This window comes from Stenotrophomonas sp. YJH_SMC_20 (genome assembly GCF_059367845.1).
On sequence record NZ_JCAFRG010000003.1, the window covers coordinates 97,633 to 115,042 of the forward strand.

10 protein-coding genes are annotated in these 17,410 nt (G+C 65.5%); 5 read left to right on the plus strand and 5 right to left on the minus strand.

Translation table 11 applies throughout. The features are described 5' to 3' along the window. Nucleotides 1-85: 85 nt before the first annotated feature. Nucleotides 86-2,416 carry a TonB-dependent receptor domain-containing protein gene (locus tag AC5P6A_RS06455; RefSeq protein ID WP_180877861.1) on the minus strand — a complete coding sequence of 777 codons (2,331 nt, stop codon included), beginning with the start codon at nt 2,414-2,416 and terminating at the stop codon, nt 86-88. A gap of 221 nt (nt 2,417-2,637) precedes the next feature. Between AC5P6A_RS06455 and AC5P6A_RS06460 the strand changes: the two genes are divergently transcribed. Further along, on the plus strand, nt 2,638-3,120 hold the full coding sequence (locus AC5P6A_RS06460; protein WP_155029274.1) for a LuxR family transcriptional regulator: 483 nt from the start codon (nt 2,638-2,640) through the stop codon (nt 3,118-3,120). 51 nt (nt 3,121-3,171) lie between these two features. Here the strand turns inward: AC5P6A_RS06460 and aceE are convergent, their stop codons facing one another. Beyond that, nucleotides 3,172-5,844, minus strand: a complete 2,673-nt coding sequence (aceE, locus tag AC5P6A_RS06465; protein WP_495222264.1) for a pyruvate dehydrogenase (acetyl-transferring), homodimeric type — start codon at nt 5,842-5,844, stop codon at nt 3,172-3,174. A 245-nt stretch (nt 5,845-6,089) separates the two neighbouring features. Further along, nucleotides 6,090-6,488 (minus strand): hypothetical protein, encoded by a 399-nt coding sequence (locus AC5P6A_RS06470; RefSeq protein WP_005409030.1) that lies wholly within the window; start codon nt 6,486-6,488, stop codon nt 6,090-6,092. Nucleotides 6,489-6,526: 38 nt separating this feature from the next. On the opposite strand from AC5P6A_RS06470, the gene AC5P6A_RS06475 reads away from it, so the two are divergent. The 4 genes from AC5P6A_RS06475 (at nt 6,527) to AC5P6A_RS06490 (ending at nt 12,744) form a co-directional block, all read left to right on the plus strand. After that, entirely contained in the window at nt 6,527-7,042 is a 516-nt protein-coding gene (locus AC5P6A_RS06475; RefSeq protein ID WP_180877863.1) for a sigma-70 family RNA polymerase sigma factor, read from the plus strand. Continuing rightward, on the plus strand, nt 7,039-8,061 hold the full coding sequence (locus AC5P6A_RS06480; protein WP_134730694.1) for a FecR domain-containing protein: 1,023 nt from the start codon (nt 7,039-7,041) through the stop codon (nt 8,059-8,061). The genes AC5P6A_RS06475 and AC5P6A_RS06480 overlap by 4 nt, the downstream gene beginning before the upstream one ends. Nucleotides 8,062-8,204: 143 nt before the next feature. Next, nucleotides 8,205-11,138 (plus strand): TonB-dependent receptor, encoded by a 2,934-nt coding sequence (locus AC5P6A_RS06485; RefSeq protein WP_134735415.1) that lies wholly within the window; start codon nt 8,205-8,207, stop codon nt 11,136-11,138. A 10-nt stretch (nt 11,139-11,148) separates the two neighbouring features. Then, nucleotides 11,149-12,744 (plus strand): alkaline phosphatase D family protein, encoded by a 1,596-nt coding sequence (locus AC5P6A_RS06490; protein WP_180877864.1) that lies wholly within the window; start codon nt 11,149-11,151, stop codon nt 12,742-12,744. Between the two features lie 108 nt (nt 12,745-12,852). On the opposite strand, the gene AC5P6A_RS06495 is transcribed toward AC5P6A_RS06490, so the two are convergent. Together AC5P6A_RS06495 and AC5P6A_RS06500 are read right to left on the minus strand one after the other, a co-directional pair. Further along, nucleotides 12,853-14,961, minus strand: coding sequence for a phosphocholine-specific phospholipase C (locus tag AC5P6A_RS06495; protein ID WP_180877865.1), 2,109 nt, complete (start codon nt 14,959-14,961; stop codon nt 12,853-12,855). Between the two features lie 8 nt (nt 14,962-14,969). After that, nucleotides 14,970-17,348, minus strand: coding sequence for a TonB-dependent receptor (locus AC5P6A_RS06500; protein ID WP_495222265.1), 2,379 nt, complete (start codon nt 17,346-17,348; stop codon nt 14,970-14,972). Nucleotides 17,349-17,410 lie beyond the last annotated feature (62 nt).

Here is a 17,410-nt window from a genome sequence, read left to right on the forward strand (position 1 = left end):
TCAGACCGGGTTTGAAGCGCAACGTTGCCGCCACTACGCCGAGCCCGCAGTTCATCGAACCGCGGGCGGCGCCATCGGTTGACCGTCAGAGCCTAACCGTCACCCCCACCTGGAAACCACGCCCCGGCAACGGCGCGATGTACTTCAACGGCGAGTTGTGCGGGCGTGCTTCTTCATTGAGCAGATTGCTGCCGTTGACGAACACCTCCATGCCGGCGATGTAGCTGTTGCGTACCGGCAGCTCACGGCTGACCTGCAGGTCGACCAGGTTGAAGGCATCCAGTGGCACTTCCTCGCTGACGTTGCGGCCGAGGTACTTCTGCGTGTCGTAGTAGGTGCTGGACAGCTGCGCCTTCCAACCCTCGCGTTGCCACTGCAGATTGGCGCCGTAGCGGTTGGTCGGCATGTTCGGCAGGTACTCGCCGTCGTTGTGGGCACGCAGCGAATCGGGGTGATCGGCCTTGTTCTTCACCAGGTCGGCGAAGGCGGAGATGTTCAACGTGCCATAGCGGCCAAGGTCCAGGGCCTGCGATGCGTCGATCTCGAAGCCCTTCACCGTGGTGTCGGTCTGCTTCCAGTATTTCAGCGGCAGGCGGTTGGCGGTCTGCACGCCCGAGTAACCCAGGTACAGATAGTTCTCGTACTTCATCCGATACGCGGTGGCCGACAGTTCGAACCCTCCGATATGGAACAGGCCGGTCAGCTCCAGGTTTTTCGCGCGCTCTGGCTCGAGGTTCTGGTTGCCTTCTTCCTGGGTCATCACCGAGTAGTGCGCGTTGCTCGCATACAACTCGTTGATCTCCGGTGCACGCTGCGAGGACGAGTAGCGCACCTTGGCGGCGAACAACGGACCGAGCTCGACATACGAACCCAGGCCGTAGCTGTTGAGCCGGTAGTCGCGGTCCTGCAGTTTCGTGTTGGCGGCATTGCGCGCGGTCTTGAAGCGGCTTGGTTGCAGGTCATGGTCAACGCGCTCGTGGCGCACGCCAGCGTCGAAACTGGCCCAGCCGAAGTCCAGCGTCTCCTTCAGGAACACCGCGTTGCTGCGGGTGTCGACGTCAGGCAGGTAGCGCAGCGAGCCGCTGCCGGTGACATCGCGCGACTGGTGGCTGTAACCGAGCAGGCCGCTGAGCGGACCGACACGCTGATGGCTCAACAGCAGTTCGGCCTGGGTGCTCTCGAAATCGTAGTCGTTGGCCCGGGTGGCACCCAGCCGTTCGCCCGAGGTGTTGTCCAGCTTCGAAACACGCAGTTCGGCGCGCTCGAACCACGGCAGCGGATCACGCAACAGGGCTTCCAGTGCGTAGCGTTCCTGCTCGATCACTACGCCCACCGGCAATGCGTTGGCGTAGTTGGAACCGAACGACAGGTTCTGCATCGAGAACCCGGGCACGCCGTATTCGCTGTCCTTGGCATCGATGCTGACACCCACGTAACCACGGTCGAAAAACAGGGTCGACCCGAACGCCACCTGCGAATTGCGCGCGTAACTGTTGCCCAACCGGTGATGGTAATCGGGCGTCACATCATTGTTGATCTGCTTCTGTACGTATGACGGCGCGCCGGCGACATAGGCCGGATTGACCGGATTGATATAGGTACGGCGTTGCCAGACCGAAGTCGGGTTGTTGGTGTAGAACGAGAAATCACCATCGGCCCAGTCCGGGTTCTCGGTCATGAACTGGTCGATGTAGGGCTGCGAGGCATTGTTGTAGATCTGCTGGACGCGCGCCTCCTTCTGGCAGCTGTCGGCCAGCGCCGAGTTGACGCCGCCGGTCGGCGGAAACAGTCGGGTATTGCAGACACTGGCCTTGCTGTTGCCGGGGATGTCGTAGTGCGAGATGCGCTGCCGAGAGACCTGCAGGTTGGTCGAGACGTTGCGCTGGTTGTTGAAGTTCATGCGGAAGCCCTGCGCGTCCGCAGCATTGAAGCCCTTGCGCAGGACCAGTTCCATCGACTGGTCCTTGTCTTCCATGCTGCGCGAGATCAGGCCCGGATCGATCTCCACGCTGCCTCCGATCGCATTGCCGCCGTAGCGCACGGTGTCGGAGGACTTGTTGACGGTCACACTGCGTACGAACAGCGGATCGAACGGAATGTTGATGTCGCCGCTGATCGCGTTCATGCCGAGGATGGACTGGCCGTCCTGCAGGATCTGCACGCGGTTGCCGCTGAGGCTGCGGATGACCGGAGCGCCCGCGTTTGGCCCGAAGGCGCTGCTCTGCACGCCGGAGACGTGTTCGAGCAGGCCGCCGAGGGTGCGGTTCTGCGCATGTGGGTTGTCGACAGTGACCCGGGTGTCGATGCGCGAGGGCTGGGAGGCCTGGACCTGGAGGGTGGGGAGGGTGGGTTCGTCTGCGGCCTGGGCGGTGTGGACGGCGAACAGAATGGCAGCAGCAAGCAGATGGCGACGCATGACACGCTCCGTGAAGATTGCGTGAAATGTTATAACGTAACTATTGCGGGCAACAAGGGCGTTTTGGCTCTAGTCGCGAGGCCGAACACACGAGAGGCGCGAATGAGGTTGCCGGCCGTTCAGCGCTCTGCCTTGTGCGGGGCGCCGATGCTGTGCACGATCCGGATGCTGCGCCCCACAGCGCTTCACGCAGCATCTTCTTCACGGAAACGGAGCAACGTATGAAGCTGCTGTCCGCTGTGTTGTTGTCTGCGCTTTCGCTGGCCGCCGTTCCGGCGCTGGCCGTGGAGGCTTCGCCCTCACCGGTGCTGGGACGCTGGTCGCTGGACATTGCCACCTCGGCGCTGCCCGAGGCGCAGCGCCCGAAACAGGTGGTGCTGGAATTCAAGGATGCCGGGGGTGGACGCTGGAGTTCGCACGTCGACATCGTGCTGCACGACGGCAGGACCATGAAGTCCGATGGCACGCTGTCCCTCGACGGCACGCCGGGGCCTTTGTCCGGCACCTACGGCGCGGACAAGGCCAACCTGAAACTGCCGGCGCCGAACACCCTGGTGATGCAGCTGGTGGACCACGGCACGCCGGCCTCCACCCGCATCTATACCGTGGCGGCCGACCGTACGACGATGACCGAGACCAAGGCGTTCTACGGTCACGACGGTACGCCGATCCTGCAGACCAATCTGTTCAAGCGAATACCGTAGCGGCGCCGCCTGCACCACGCCCGCACAGCGGGCGTGGTGAATGCAGCAGCCTTATACCGCGGCCGGGTCGCGCTTGCCGGCGTCGATGCCGTACCTGTCGATGGCCTCCTGCATCGGCGAGCGTTCGATGCGGCCTTCGTCGGCCAGCGACTTCAGGGCGGCCAGCACGATGAAGTGGCGATCCACTTCGAAGAACGTGCGCAGCGACTCACGCGTGTCGGAACGGCCGAAGCCATCGGTACCGAGTGCGATGAAGCGGCGGTCGTTGATGAAGGGACGTATCTGGTCGCCGACGATCTTCATGTAGTCGGTGGCCACCACCACCGGGCCATCATGGCCCTGCAGGCACTCCTGCACGTAGGGTACGCGCGGTTCCTCAGCCGGGTGCAGCAGGTTCCAGCGTTCGGCAGCCAGGCCATCGCGGCGCAGTTCGGTCAGGCTGGTCGCGCTCCACACATCGCTGGCGATGCCGAAGTCCTGCTGCAGCAGGTCTGCCGCGGCTTCCACTTCGCGCAGGATCGCGCCGCTGCCCATCAGCTGCACGCGTGGCTGCCGAGCGTTGCCGGCGGCTGCTGGATGCAGCAGGTACAGGCCCTTCAGGATGCCGGCCTCGGCGCCCTCGGGCAGTGCCGGCTGCGGGTAGTTCTCGTTGAGTACGGTGATGTAGTAGTAGATGTCTTCCTGCTCGACATACATGCGGCGCAGGCCGTCGTGGATGATCACCGCCAGCTCGTAGTTGTAGGTCGGGTCGTAGGACACGCAGCTCGGGATCACCGACGAGAGCACGTGGCTGTGGCCGTCATCGTGTTGCAGGCCTTCGCCCATCAGCGTGGTACGGCCCGACGTGGCACCGAGCAGGAAGCCCCGGGTACGCGCATCGGCTGCAGCCCAGGCGAGGTCGCCGACGCGCTGCAGGCCGAACATCGAGTAGAAGATGTAGAACGGAATCGTGGCCAGGCCGTGGTTGCTGTAGGCGGTGCCGGCGGCGATCCACGAGCAGATCGCACCGGATTCGTTGATGCCTTCCTGCAGGATCTGGCCGTCCTTGGCTTCCTTGTAGTAGCTCAGCTGGCCCGCATCCTGCGGCGTGTACAACTGACCCAGGTACGAATGGATGCCGATCTGGCGGAACAGGCCTTCCATGCCGAAGGTGCGCGATTCATCGGGCACGATCGGAATGACCAGCTTGCCCAGCTCCGGGTCCTTCAGCAGGCTGGTGAGGATGCGCACGAAGCCCATGGTGGTGGATTGGCCGCGATCGCCGCTGCCCTGCAGCTGGGTGTTGAAGATCGACAGCGGCGGCAGCGGCAGCGGATCGACCTTCGCCAGCCGCGCCGGCAGCTGGCCGCCCTGGATGCGGCGGCGCTCGGCGAAGTAGGCCGCCTCGGGGCTGCCCGGCTCCGGTCGCAGATACGGCATGTCCTCCAGCTGCTCGTCGCTGACCGGCAGGTTGAAGCGATCGCGGAAGGCACGCACCGCATCGGCGCTCATCTTCTTCAGCTGGTGGTTGATGTTCTGGCCTTCGCCGGCTTCGCCCATGCCGAAACCCTTGACCGTCTTGGTCAGGATCACTGTCGGCCGGCCGCGGGTGTTCACCGCCTGCTGGTAGGCAGCGAAGACCTTCTGCGGATCATGGCCGCCACGTGCCAGCGCCCAGATGTCGTCGTCGCTCATGTGCGCGACCAGCTCCAGCAGCTCGGGGTAGCGGCCGAAGAAATGCTCGCGCACGTAGGCGCCGCTCTGCGACTTGAAGGTCTGGTAGTCGCCGTCCACGCATTCCATCATGCGCTGGCGCAGCAGGCCGCTGTGGTCGCGGGCCAGCAGGTCGTCCCAGCCACTGCCCCAGATCAGCTTGATCACGTTCCAGCCGGCCGCGCGGAAGGTGCCTTCCAGTTCCTGGATGACCTTGGCGTTGCCGCGTACCGGACCGTCCAGGCGCTGCAGGTTGCAGTTGACCACGAACACGATGTTGTCCAGCCGCTCGCGGCCGGCCAGGGAAATTGCCGCCAGCGATTCGGGCTGGTCCATCTCGCCGTCGCCGAGGAAGGCCCAGACCTTGCGGCCCTGGTGTTCTTTCAGGCCGCGGTATTCCAGGTAGCGCATGTAGCGCGCCTGGTAGGCGGCGGTCAGCGGGCCCAGCCCCATCGAAACGGTGGGGAACTGCCAGAACTCCGGCATCAATCGCGGGTGCGGATACGAGGACAGGCCTTCGCGGCCGGCTTCGCGGCGGAAGTTGTCCATGCGCGCTGGATCGATGCGGCCTTCCACGTACGCGCGGCCGTAGATCCCCGGCGCGGAGTGGCCCTGGATGTAGATCATGTCGCCGTCGAAGCTGTCAGTACGGCCACGGAAGAAATGATCGAAGCCCACGTCGTACAGCACAGCCGCCGACTGGTAGGTGGCGATGTGGCCGCCGACGTTGGAGTGCTTGCCGGCACGCAGCACCATCACCATCGCGTTCCAGCGGATCATCGCGTTCAGGCGGCGCTCGATGGCCAGGTCATCCGGGTAGGCCGGCTGGCGCTCGGGCGGGATGGTGTTGACGTAGGCGGTCCAGGCACGGGTATGCAGGTCGCCGTGCTGCCGGGCGTCCAGATCGCTCAGCTGGTCGATCAGGTAGTGCGCGCGCGGCCGGCCGCCGGCCTGCATCACCGCCTCCAGCGATTCACGCCACTCCTGGGTTTCCAGTGGATCGGTATCGAAGGGAATGAGGGCTTGGTTCATGGCTGTCTCCAGAGGGCGCCGGTCGGACGTCTGCCTGGGCGACAACACCGGCAGGGCGCACAGCACTGGAGCGGGGTCGCAACGGCGGGCGCCGTGACGCGAAGGGCGACCGTGGCGGCCACCGAGAAGACAAGCGTAGGCCTGCCCCCCACGCTTCGGTAGGCGTGCAGGGCTTGGGTCTCTGGCAAGCAAGGGTTGGTGCCGCGCGCCGTATCATGGGCCGATGCGCTGGGCGCGGCCGCTGATCAGGCCGGGGACAGCCCCGGCAGGAACACCGGGATGATCGCCACGCCGACGCCCAGCAGGCACCAGGCGACGATGGGCAACCAGCGCGCCAGGCGTTGGGCGGGTTCCGGTGCACGACGACCGCCGATCCACAACAGCAGCGTGAGCACACCCAGCGCATAGGCGAGGACGACGATCACCGGATGCACATGGATGACCCGGCTGGGCGGCCACATCTGCTGCTGGTAGGCGGTGGTGTGGGCGACCAGCAGCAGGAACAGCAGGCTGCTGAAGGTGTTGATGGCGGTGCGTGCGTTGATGGGAGCACTCCTTGTGCGGGCTGCCGGGACATTGCAGGGGCCGCATTCTAGCGGCTGCCTGCCGGTCGTTGAAACGCCACTGTCATCGATGGCGGTCACCCTGCGTGGCTTTCCAGCCTCGGGGTGGTTGGCCGGCCGTGAACAGCGTGAGGATCTGGGAGAAGAGCTACGAACTGCGGCGCCGGCTGCTGCGTGGCTTCTTCCTGCGTCGCGGTTCGGCCAGCGAGGATGCCGAAGACCTGGCGCAGGAGGTCTACCTGCGCCTGCTGCGCAGCACCGGCGAGGATGCCGATGCTGTCGAGAACCCGGAAGCCTACCTGTTCACCGTGGCGGCCAACCTGGCGCGCGAGCATGCGCGCGCGCGGTCGTCGCTGCCGCCGCTGGAAGACGTCGACCTGCTGGCCGAAGTGCTGAAAAGCGAAGAAGACATCGAAGGTGATTTCGAGCGTGCGCAGCGCTGGAACGATATCCGCAGCACCATCGCACGACTGCCGGCAACCACGCGGCGGGTGATGGAGCTGCACTACCGCGACGGGCTGGACTGCCCGGCAATCAGCCAGCAGCTGCAGGTGTCGGTGCACATGGTGCGCAAGCACATCGGCAAGGGGCTGGAGGCCTGCAGGAAGGTGCTGGGCGCCAGGGAGCTCACATGAACCGGACCTCATCGCCCGTGGCCGACGACACGATCGCCTGCGAGGCCATGGACTGGTTCCTGGGCAACCGCGAGGGGCCGTTGGATGAGGCCGGGCGCCTCGCGTTCCTGGACTGGATGAAGCGCTCGCCGGAGCATGTGCGCGCCTACTTGCGCGTCCTCTCGTTGCACCGGCAGGTGGGCGAAGCGCTGCAATCGTCGTTGGCTGACGAGGCGCCGCCGCTGCGGGAGGCGACGTCGGCCAAGGTGGTGCCGCTGTTCGGTGGCGTGCACGCGCCGCCGCGCGCTGTGCCGCGGCGCGGTCGTGCGCGCTGGTGGGTAGCAGCTGCCACAGCCTGTATCACCTTGCTCGGCGTGGGCCTGGTTCCGCAGGTGATGCCCACCGAGCAGCTTTACAGTGCCGGACAGGGTGAACTTCGCGACCTGGTGCTGCCCGACCAGACCCAGGTGCAGCTCAACGCGGACAGCCGCCTGCGGGTACGCATGGGCTGGTTCAGCCGCAAGGTGGAGCTGCTGCAGGGTGAGGCCACGTTCGACATCGCCCGCGACCGCCGTCCGTTCGAGGTGCAGGTGAACGGCCTGGAGATCCGGGATATCGGCACGGTATTCGATGTATCGCGACGGCTGCAGAGCACGCGCATCGGCGTGGTCTCCGGCGAGGTGGAGGTATGGAGCCAGGGTGCGGACGCCCGGCGTCTTGCGCAGCTGGGCGAAGGCCGAGTGGTGCAGGTCGACGCGGGCAGCCATGCGGTCGAGTCCTTGGACCTGCCATTGTCGATGCTGCTGGATTGGCAGCAACGCAAGGTGTCCTTCCTGGATGAGCGGCTGGACGAGGTGGCCGCTGCCTTCAACCGGCACAACCAGGTGCAGGTCCGCGTGCTGGACGAAGGCGCGGCATCGGCACGGTTGTCGGGCAGTCTCGATGCGCATCGCATCGGTGCGCTGCAGGCCTTCCTCGAACGCGACCCGCGTTTCGTGGTGAGGCGCGAAGGCGACACCGTGCGGGTTGGCAGTCGCTGAGGCCGAAATGGCCGTGGACTGTCAAAAAAAATTCATCGAATCCGCGTTCTCCACTTCGGTGGATGCGGGCTCTTACTTGGGAGAAGCCGCTGCCGAGCCACGCAGCGGCGCCTGCTGCCTTCTCTCTCTTCCAAGGACCCGTGATGCGCAACACGCTCTACCTGTCGATCATCCTCGCCCTGTCTCCCTGCAGCGTGCCGCTGGCCTTCGCCGCCGGTGCCGATGGCCTGGAGGCGCGTGTATCCACGCCGATCGCGGCGCAGCCGTTGGCGCGTGCGCTGGAGCAGTTGTCGCGCAGTTCCGGGGTGCAGTTCCTGTACTCGGCCGGCGGTGATGCCCGCATGGCCGGTGCCGTGCCGCGCGGTGCCACCGTCAGGCAGGCGCTGGACGCGCTGCTGGCCGGTACCGGCCTGGGGTACACCGTGGTCGATGGCAATGTCATCGCCATCGATCCGGCGCCAGCACGCAACCAACCGAAGCCGGCCGCGCCGAAGCCGCGCGAGGCCGAGGCAATGGTGGCGCCGACCCTGGACACGGTGAAGGTGATTGCTGCACATGAGGTCATCGACCAGAAGAAGCGCTCACCGGTGATCAAGGATTCGGTGGTGTACGACGAGATGGACAGCTACGGCGACGAGACCCTGGCCGAGAGCCTGATGGCCGCTCCAGGCCTGAGTGCGGTGGAGGATGCCGGCGAGCCACGTTACGTGACCGTGCGCGGCGTACAGGCCAACCTCAACTACACCACCATCGATGGCATCGCGATTGCCAGCGTGGGAGGCAGTGGCTCCGGCGAGCGAATGAACAACCTGCAGCTGATTCCCAGCGACATCGGCACCCGTACCGACATCTACAAGAGCTTCAGTGCGGAGCAGGCACCGGATGCGATCGGCGGCGTGATCGACATCATCAGCCGCAGTGCTTTCGACCGGTCCGGCAAGTACGTGTTTGCCGATGTGGCGGGCATCTATTCCACCGCCGAGACCAACGTCGAGCGCAGCGCAGGCGGCAACCACGAGACTCTGGGCCACTTCGGCAAGAGCGCCAAGATGGTGTTCTCCAACCAGTTCGGCGCCGACCAGGAGTTCGGCATCGTTGCGGTGGCACGCTACGAGCAGCGTTCACGCAACAGCGTCAAGCGCTGGGTGGAGTCGAACTACTACTACAACGACGCTGGCAAATACCTCACCGACGGTACCACCGGTCCGGACGAGGCCAAGGGCTGGAACGGGCTGCGTGCGCCTGGCAACTTCAGCACCGGCACCTATACCAACTTCATCACCAACTTCGGTGGCTCCGCCAAGCTTGAGTGGAAGCCCTCGGATGATCCGTTCTACGCATCGCTGCTGCTGTACTCGTACCGGTTCTACGAGAACTCGACGATGAACAAGACCGATCTGTACGGCAATGCCAAGTTCCCGATCCGCAACCAGACCGAGGACAGCGGCACCACCCAGATCAACAGCATCTACATCAAGAACCGTCACGACCGCTGGGACCGCAGCAACCGTGGTGCCATCGCCAGTTTCAACTGGGACATGGGCGACCGTTCGCGGCTGACCCTGCGTGGCGGCCATACCGAAGAGACCTTCCACAACAACCAGGTCTACTGGGGTGTGCGCGCCTACCCCAGCAATCTGTTCGTCGACTACGAGAACGACAGCCACGGGTTCCCCAACGCGGTGGCGGTTTCCGATTCCAGCCTGCTGACCAGTTCCGCATTCAAGCTCAATCCGGCGCAGGCCTACGTCTCCCCGCGCGATGCCAAGGAGAGCATCGACAACCTGCGCGCCGATTTCAGCTACAACATCGACGCCGATGCGCGTGGCTTCGGCCTGGCCACCGGCGCCGAGTACCGCCACCTGAAGATCTGGCAGGACATCGACTTCGACTACTTCAAGAGCAGCGCCACGCTCAACGACTACCTGTATCCGGGATCGACGCTGTTGGGCAGCGTGCCCGGCTTCCCGCTGATCGACAACCGCAAGTGGACCGAGGAACTGCTGCCGAAACTGGGCAGCAACAATGCGGCGTATCCGAATGCCAACTTCACCAGCGACTACAAGTACGTGGAGGACATCACCAATGCCTATGTATCCGCGCACTACGCCTGGGACCGGCTGCTGCTGATCGGCGGCCTGCGCTACGACCACACCCGCTTCGATGCCTACAGTCCGTTCAGCGATGATGGCGGCGCTACCTATACCTCTGCGTTCCGCAACACGAGCGGTGGCTACAACAACCTGCTGCCCTCGTTGAACGCAACCTTCAAGCTCACCGAGGACCAGCGCCTGCGCTTCTCCGCCAGCCGCACGCTGGGCCGGCCGACGCCGAGCAACATCGCCCAGGCCACCAGCACCAGCTGTGGCGATGACGAGGAGGGCAGGGGCTTCTGCACCATCAAGCAGGGCAATGCCGATCTGCAGCCGCGCCGTTCCACCAACATCGACCTTGCATGGGACCTGTACTTCAACGGCAACAACGGCCTGGTCTCGGTGGCGTTGTTCGACAAGGTGATCAAGGACGACATCTACACCCTGACCACCTTCGAGAACGTGGGTGATACCCGCTATCGGGTCACCCAGCCGATGAACACCGATGAGTCGAAGCTGCGCGGTGTCGAGTTCGCGGTGGCCAACCGCAACCTGCAGTGGGGCCGCCAGCGCTTCGACATGTACTTCAACGCCACGCGGCTGGAAGGGCAGACCGACTACCGCATCAGTGATGGCACCGCGCGCCGCCTGGATCGCCTGCTGTACCAGCCGGACTGGTCGCTCAATGGTTCGGTGATCTGGCGCATGCCGTGGAGGAGCGCGCAGCTGCGCCTTTCCGGAACCTACCGCAGCCGGATGCTGGTCGACTTCGGTGACACCGAATGGCTGGATTCGTACTACGACCCGTACATGACGTTCAACATGGCCTTCAGCCACAAGGTCGGCAGGCACGTGACGCTGAAGTACGAAGCCAAGAACCTGTTCAACACCCAGCCGACCTACAGCACCGGCCCGAATGGGCGCTTCCGTACCGAGATCGACGACTACGGCCGCTTCTTCTACTTCCACATCATCTACAACTGAGGGCAGCGCCGTGGATACGATCAATCGCAGGCGATTCCTGGCCCTGGCCGGCCTGTCTGCTGCCGGCGCCTGGATGGGCACGGCACACGCGCTGGCCGCGCAGGCCGATGCCACCGCGCTGAACCCGCGCAACCTGCTGGCCAAGCCGCGCTTTGCCAGCACGCCCTTCACCCTGGGCGTGGCCTCGGGTGATCCCTCGGCCGATGGCATGGTGCTGTGGACACGGCTGGCGACCGAGCCGCTGGTGTTCGGCGGTGGCATGCCGGCCCGGCCGATGGTGGTCGAGTGGCAGCTGGCAGCAGACGAAGGCATGCGCAGGGTGGTACGCCAGGGTTCGGCAATGGCGCATCCCGAACTCGGCCACGCGGTGCACGTGGAGCTGGACGGGCTGGCGCCCGGACGGCCCTACTGGTACCGCTTCACCGTAGGCGGCCACGCCAGCGCAGTGGGTTGCACGCGCACGCTGCCGGCAGCCACGGCAGCGGTGGATCGCGTTCGCTTCGTGGTGGCCGGTTGCCAGCATTACGAAGAAGGCCACTACACCGCGTGGCGACGCATCGCCGAGGAACCACTCGATTTCGTCTTCCACTACGGTGACTACATCTACGAAGGCGAAAGCCAGCCGGGCCTGCGGAAGATGAACGGACAGCCGTTCACCAACCTGCGCAACCACGTCGGCCCGCAGATCTACACGCTGGATGATTACCGCCGCCGCTACGCCCAGTACAAGAGCGATGCCGACCTGCAGGCCGCGCATGCGGCGGCACCGTGGTTCGTCACCTTTGACGACCATGAAGTGGACAACAACTGGGCCGGCGCCGAAGACCAGGATGACACGCCCAGCGAAGTATTCCTGCTGCGCCGCGCGCAGGCGTTCCAGGCCTACTACGAGAACATGCCGTTGCGCCGTTCGGCATTCCCGCGCGATGGCCACATGCAGATGTACCGACGTGCACGCTACGGCACGCTGATGGACCTGCACCTGCTCGACACCCGCCAGTACCGCAGCAAGCAGGTGAGCATGGCGCTGCGTGAGGAAGTGGAATCGCCGGAGCGCAGCATTGTGGGGGCGAAGCAGGAGCGCTGGCTGTTCGACGGCCTGGCCGATGCCGCACCGCGCTGGCACACCATCGCCCACCAGGTGGCGCTGGGCAACTACATGCGCGAGAAGGATGGGGTGGTGCAGTCGTCCGACGATCAGTGGTCGGGCTATCTGGACAGCCGCCGGCGCCTGCTCGACCACATCGAGAAGGTGGGCTTCGGCAACGTGGTGACCGCCTGCGGCGACGCGCATCGCCACTATGCCAGCGATCTGGTGCAGGACCACCGTGACTCGGGCGTGGTCTCCAGCGAGTTCCTCGCCACCTCGATCACTTCCGGTGCCGACGGCCAGGGCGTGGACGCGTATGCCAGGAACCAGCTTGCCCACAGCCCCTACCTGAAGGCGACCACCGACAAGCGTGGCTACGTGCTGTGTGATGTCACCCGCGATGCGTGGATCGGCGACATGAAGACGCTGGATACCGTGATGCAGCCGAATGGCGCGCTGCAGAGCTGGAAGCGCTACGCGGTGGAGCACGGCCGGCCGGGGCTGCAGGAGGCCTGAATCTACCGGTCTGCGCTGTAGAGCCGAGCCCACGCTCGGCTGCTTTTTTCGGGGCAATGCGACCAGGGCGAAAGCAGCCGAGCATGGGCTCGGCTCTACAGGGATTCTTCAATCGTGCTCGAACCGCAGCGGCTCGGTGCCCATCGCCGGGTCACTGGTGCCGGGGCGCCCATCCTCGGCGCGGCCGGCCAAACGCAGCACACTCCCACCCGCGCTGACGCGCAGGTCATACCAGCCGGCGGTAGGCGTAGCATCCCACGCCAATGAAGTCTGCGCATGTGCGGGCAGCGCCAATGTCTGTTCGGGCATGTGTCCTGCATAGGCGCCGCCGTGCACGCGCACCTGCTGTGCACTGTCACCCAGATTGCGCAGGCGGAGCCGCAGTTGGTCATCGACGCGATCGATTGAAGCCTGCACGGCAGGACCCGTGGCCGCTCCCTGGAAGTGGCGGTGGAAGCCGTTCGGGCCGAGCAACCACAGGTCATAGCGGCCCTGGGCATCCAGCGGCCAGCGCTCGCGCAGCGGCCTACCGGGCAGCAGCGTGTAGCGGCGTGGCACCGCATCCAGCCGCAGCCGGTCGTAGACATGCAGCACAGCCGCTGCGCCTTCGCAGGACAACGTCAGGTCCACGCCCGCAGCGTCGACCGCAGCGATCGATGCCTGCGGCCGGTAGGGCAGGGCACGCGCCGGGCGTACACCGCTTTCCTGTTTCGCCGGCTTCAGTCCCTCGGGCAACGCGGGCACGGTGCGTCCCGGCAGGGCGGCGGCACGCGCGGCCACCGCGCTCATGTCCGGCAGGCCGCGCACGAACGGACGGGTATCACGCTGGGCGAAGTCGAACGCGTTGCTCAGATCCCCGCAGACCGCACGGCGCCACGGCGAGATGTCCGGTGCGGCCACGCCGAAGCGACGTTCGATCAGGCGTATGACCGAGGTGTGGTCGTACACCTGCGAATCGACCCAGCCGCCGCGGCTCCACGGCGAAATCACGTACAGCGGCACACGCGGACCGAGACCATACGGGCGCCCGCGCAGTTCGGCGGCATCGTACTTCTCGTCGCCCGGTGCGGGATGACGGTGATACTCGCCCTCGGTACTGACCGACGAGGCACCTGCCCATCCACCGTTCACCGGTGAGGGAGGGGCCGGTGGCGGCATGTGGTCGAAGAATCCGTCGTTCTCGTCGAACATCAGCAGCAGGGCGGTGCGGCTCCACACTTCCGGATCGGCGGTCAGCGCATCCAGCACGCGCGCGGTATAGGCCGCGCCCTGGGCCGGGCTGGACGGGCCGGGATGTTCGCTGCCGGCGGCATCGGCGATGATGAAGCTGACCTGAGGCAGGCGCCCGTCGAGTACGTCCTGGCGCAGCTGTGGCAGGCCACGGGTGCTGACAGCGCGTGCGCGCAGCTGCGGATCATGTCCGGGTGCCGCGCTGTAGGCACGACGGAACGCCTCGAAGCCGGCCAGCGGGTTGTCGGTGAAGTTGTCGGCCATGTCCTGGTAGATCTGCCAGGAAACGCCAGCCTTCTGCAGACGCTCGACATAGCTGGTCCAGCGGTACGACGCCGGATGCCCGCCGTGTTCGGGGAAGTTGTCATGCGAGTTGGCGATTACCGGGCCACCGGCACGGGCCTGTGCATCGTTGTGGCCGGTCCACAGGAACACCCGGTTCGGGTTGGTGCCGGCCTGCATCGCGCAGTGGTACGCATCGCAGATCGTGAAGGCATCGGCCAGCGCGAACTGGAACGGCAGGTCGCTGCGCTGGAAGTAGCCCATCGAGTGGTTCTGCTTGGCCTTCGGCCATCGCCCCATGCGGCCGTGGTCCCAGGCGCGCTGCGCATCGGGCCAGGTATGCGGCGTACCTTCCACGCGCATGTAGCCGAAGTGCGCGGCGGTATCCAGCGGGAACGGCGCGATCGCCCGCGTGCCGCTGGCATCGGGCTGCAGCCACAGGCTGCGGGTGCGGCCACCGGCTTGCAGCGCGGCGGCCGGGGCGACGAACCGATCACCGAAGCCACGTACCCCCGGCAGCGTGCCGAAGTAGTGGTCGAACGAACGGTTCTCCTGCATGAACACCACGATGTGCTGCAGGTCTTCCAGGCTGCGCGTCTGCGCGGCAGGGGCGATCGCTGCGGCCCGGGCGATGCTGGGCAGCAGCGGAGAAAGGCCGGCGGCAACGCCGGCCTGCAACAACCGGCGTCGGCCGATATCGGTCACGGGCTCACTCACAGGTCCACGCGGAAGGAGATGCCGACGGTGCGCGGAGCGCCGATGAAGGCGTTGTCGCGGCCGTCCACCCCTGCAAGATACCGCTTGTCGGTGAGATTGCTCACCACCAGGTTGGCACCCATGCCCTTCAGACGCGGCGACAGCCCCTGCAGGTCGAAGCCGATGTTGGCGTTGAACACGGTGGCCGAGGGCAGCGTCTTGACGTTGGCGGCATCAAGGTAGCGCGTGCCCAGGTAACGGCCGGACAGGCCGAAGTTCCAGTTGGCGCCCTGCCAGTCGGCCGACAGCACCAGGGTGTTCTCCGGCTGGCCGATCACCTTGGCGCCGTCGACGATGCCCAGCTGGGCATCACGCGCGGCATTGCCGCTGCCCAGGTACTTGGAGGGGTTGTAGGTGTAGGCCGCGTTGATCCGCCAGCCGTTGTTCCACCCATAGCCGAACGCGGCTTCCAGGCCGTTGCTTTCCACGCCGCCGAAGTTCTCGTAGACACCATCGGTCTCGCCCAGGTAGTCGATGCCACTGACGAAACCTGCCGGCAGATAGACGATGCGGTTGTCGAACTTGATGTTGTAAAGCGTGACCGAGGCGGTCAGCGGCCAGCGGCTGATGCGCATGCCCACTTCAATGTTGTCGGCGGTTTCGGGCTCGACGTTGCGGAAGCGCTGCGGGTCGGTCTCGCCAAGCACGCCGGAGGGGATGGCGGCGAAGTTCTGCGAGAAGCCGGCGAACAGCTCCATGCCTTCCACACCCGGTGCCCAGGTGACGCCGGTGGACAACAGTGGATCGGACCTGGAATCGGATTTGACGTGCTCGCTGGCACCGATCACGCGGCGGCGCGACTGGTCGACGAAGAACTGCTTCACGCCCAGGCGCGCGCTGAACGGACCGAAGCGGGCCACGTCCTCGACGTAGTACATCTGCTCGTTGACCTTGTACTTGTCCTCGAACTGCACCCAGTACGGCTGGTGGTCGAAGGCGATGTCCTGGCCGACGTTGAGCAGGCGGTGCCAGTCACGGCGTGCCGAACGGTCCAGCTTCTCCACCCAGAGGCCGCCACGGATGGTGTTGTCGATCGCACCGAAGGTCTGCCGCCATTCGACGTCGGCGGTCACGCCCATGCGGTCGTTGTCGTAGTGGGTGTGGCGGTAGGACTGCGCGCCCAGCACGTTGCCCGCGTAGCAGTTCGGATCGTACTCGGCGGTGAAGCCCAGGCGCGGGGTGCAGCTGGCCAGGCGCTGCGCGGCGCTGCCATCGGTATTGACGAAGAAGATCTGGCCACGGTTGCTGCCGCCGTACACGGTTTTGCCACCGAGATATTCCGATTCGGGGCGGCCCGCACCCTCATCGCTGACCTGCGCCAGGTAGGGTGGAAGCCAGTCGCCACGACCTTGCATGCGGTGCCCGTAGGCGGCCACCGAGGCCTTGAACCCGTTGCCGCCGTCGAAGGCCGCACGCAGGTAACCGAAGGTGTTCTCGCGCAGCGCACGCGAGCCCGAACGGAAATTCTGGTCCAGATAGGGAATGCCGGTGAGGGTGCCGACCAGGTTGTCGCGATCCGGATTGGTGGCAAAGCCCTTCGGAGAGACGCTGGTGTATTCCGGCTCGTCGGCATCGTTGTAGGACAGGTAGCCGGTCAGGGTCCAGCGATCCAGTTCGGTGATGAACTTGCCGGCGATGTGGTTGTTGCTGGCGTGGCCGGTGCCGTCGATCCAGTCGTGCACCTTCGACGAGGAGGCGCTGATCCACGCGCGGGTGTGGCCGCCGAGCAGGCCGGTGTCGTAGCGCACGTAGTACTTGCGTGCCTCGTTGTCACCGGCACCGACCACGAAGCGCAGGCGGCTGTCCTGCAGCGGATCGCTGGTGAGGAAGTTGAGCGTGCCGCCCAGCGCCTCGTTCGAGCGCGAGGAGATATCGGCGGTGCCCTGGCTCACTTCCACCGTCTCCAGATCAAGGGTGTCGATGTAGCGGTTGGCCAGCGATCCACCGCCGTAGCCCGAACCACCGTTCGGCAGGCCGTCGATGGTGGTGCCGATCTGCTGCGTATCGCGGTTGGTGACGAAGCCGCGCATGCTGATCTGCGTGCCCCACACCGACGAACCGGTGGCATCGGCCTCGCTGACCACCACGCCCGGCACTTCATTGAGCGCATCGTTGACGCTGCTCATCACCGTCTGCCGGTTCAGTGTTTCTGCGCGCACCGACGTCTTGGCGTAGCTGGTGGCCTGGCCGATCACCTGTACCTGGTCCAGGGTACGGGCACCGCTGCTGTGCGCTTCGCCCGTATCGCCCTGCGGTGCTTCTGCGAGGGCGTCCAGGGCGGGGGCGATCAGCACGGCAAGCAGCGAGACACGGGGAAAACGCGCAAACGTTCGCATTGAAACCGGACCTTCAGGGGAGGGAAGCCCCGGAGTGTCGGCAGTGCCCATGACATCGGCAT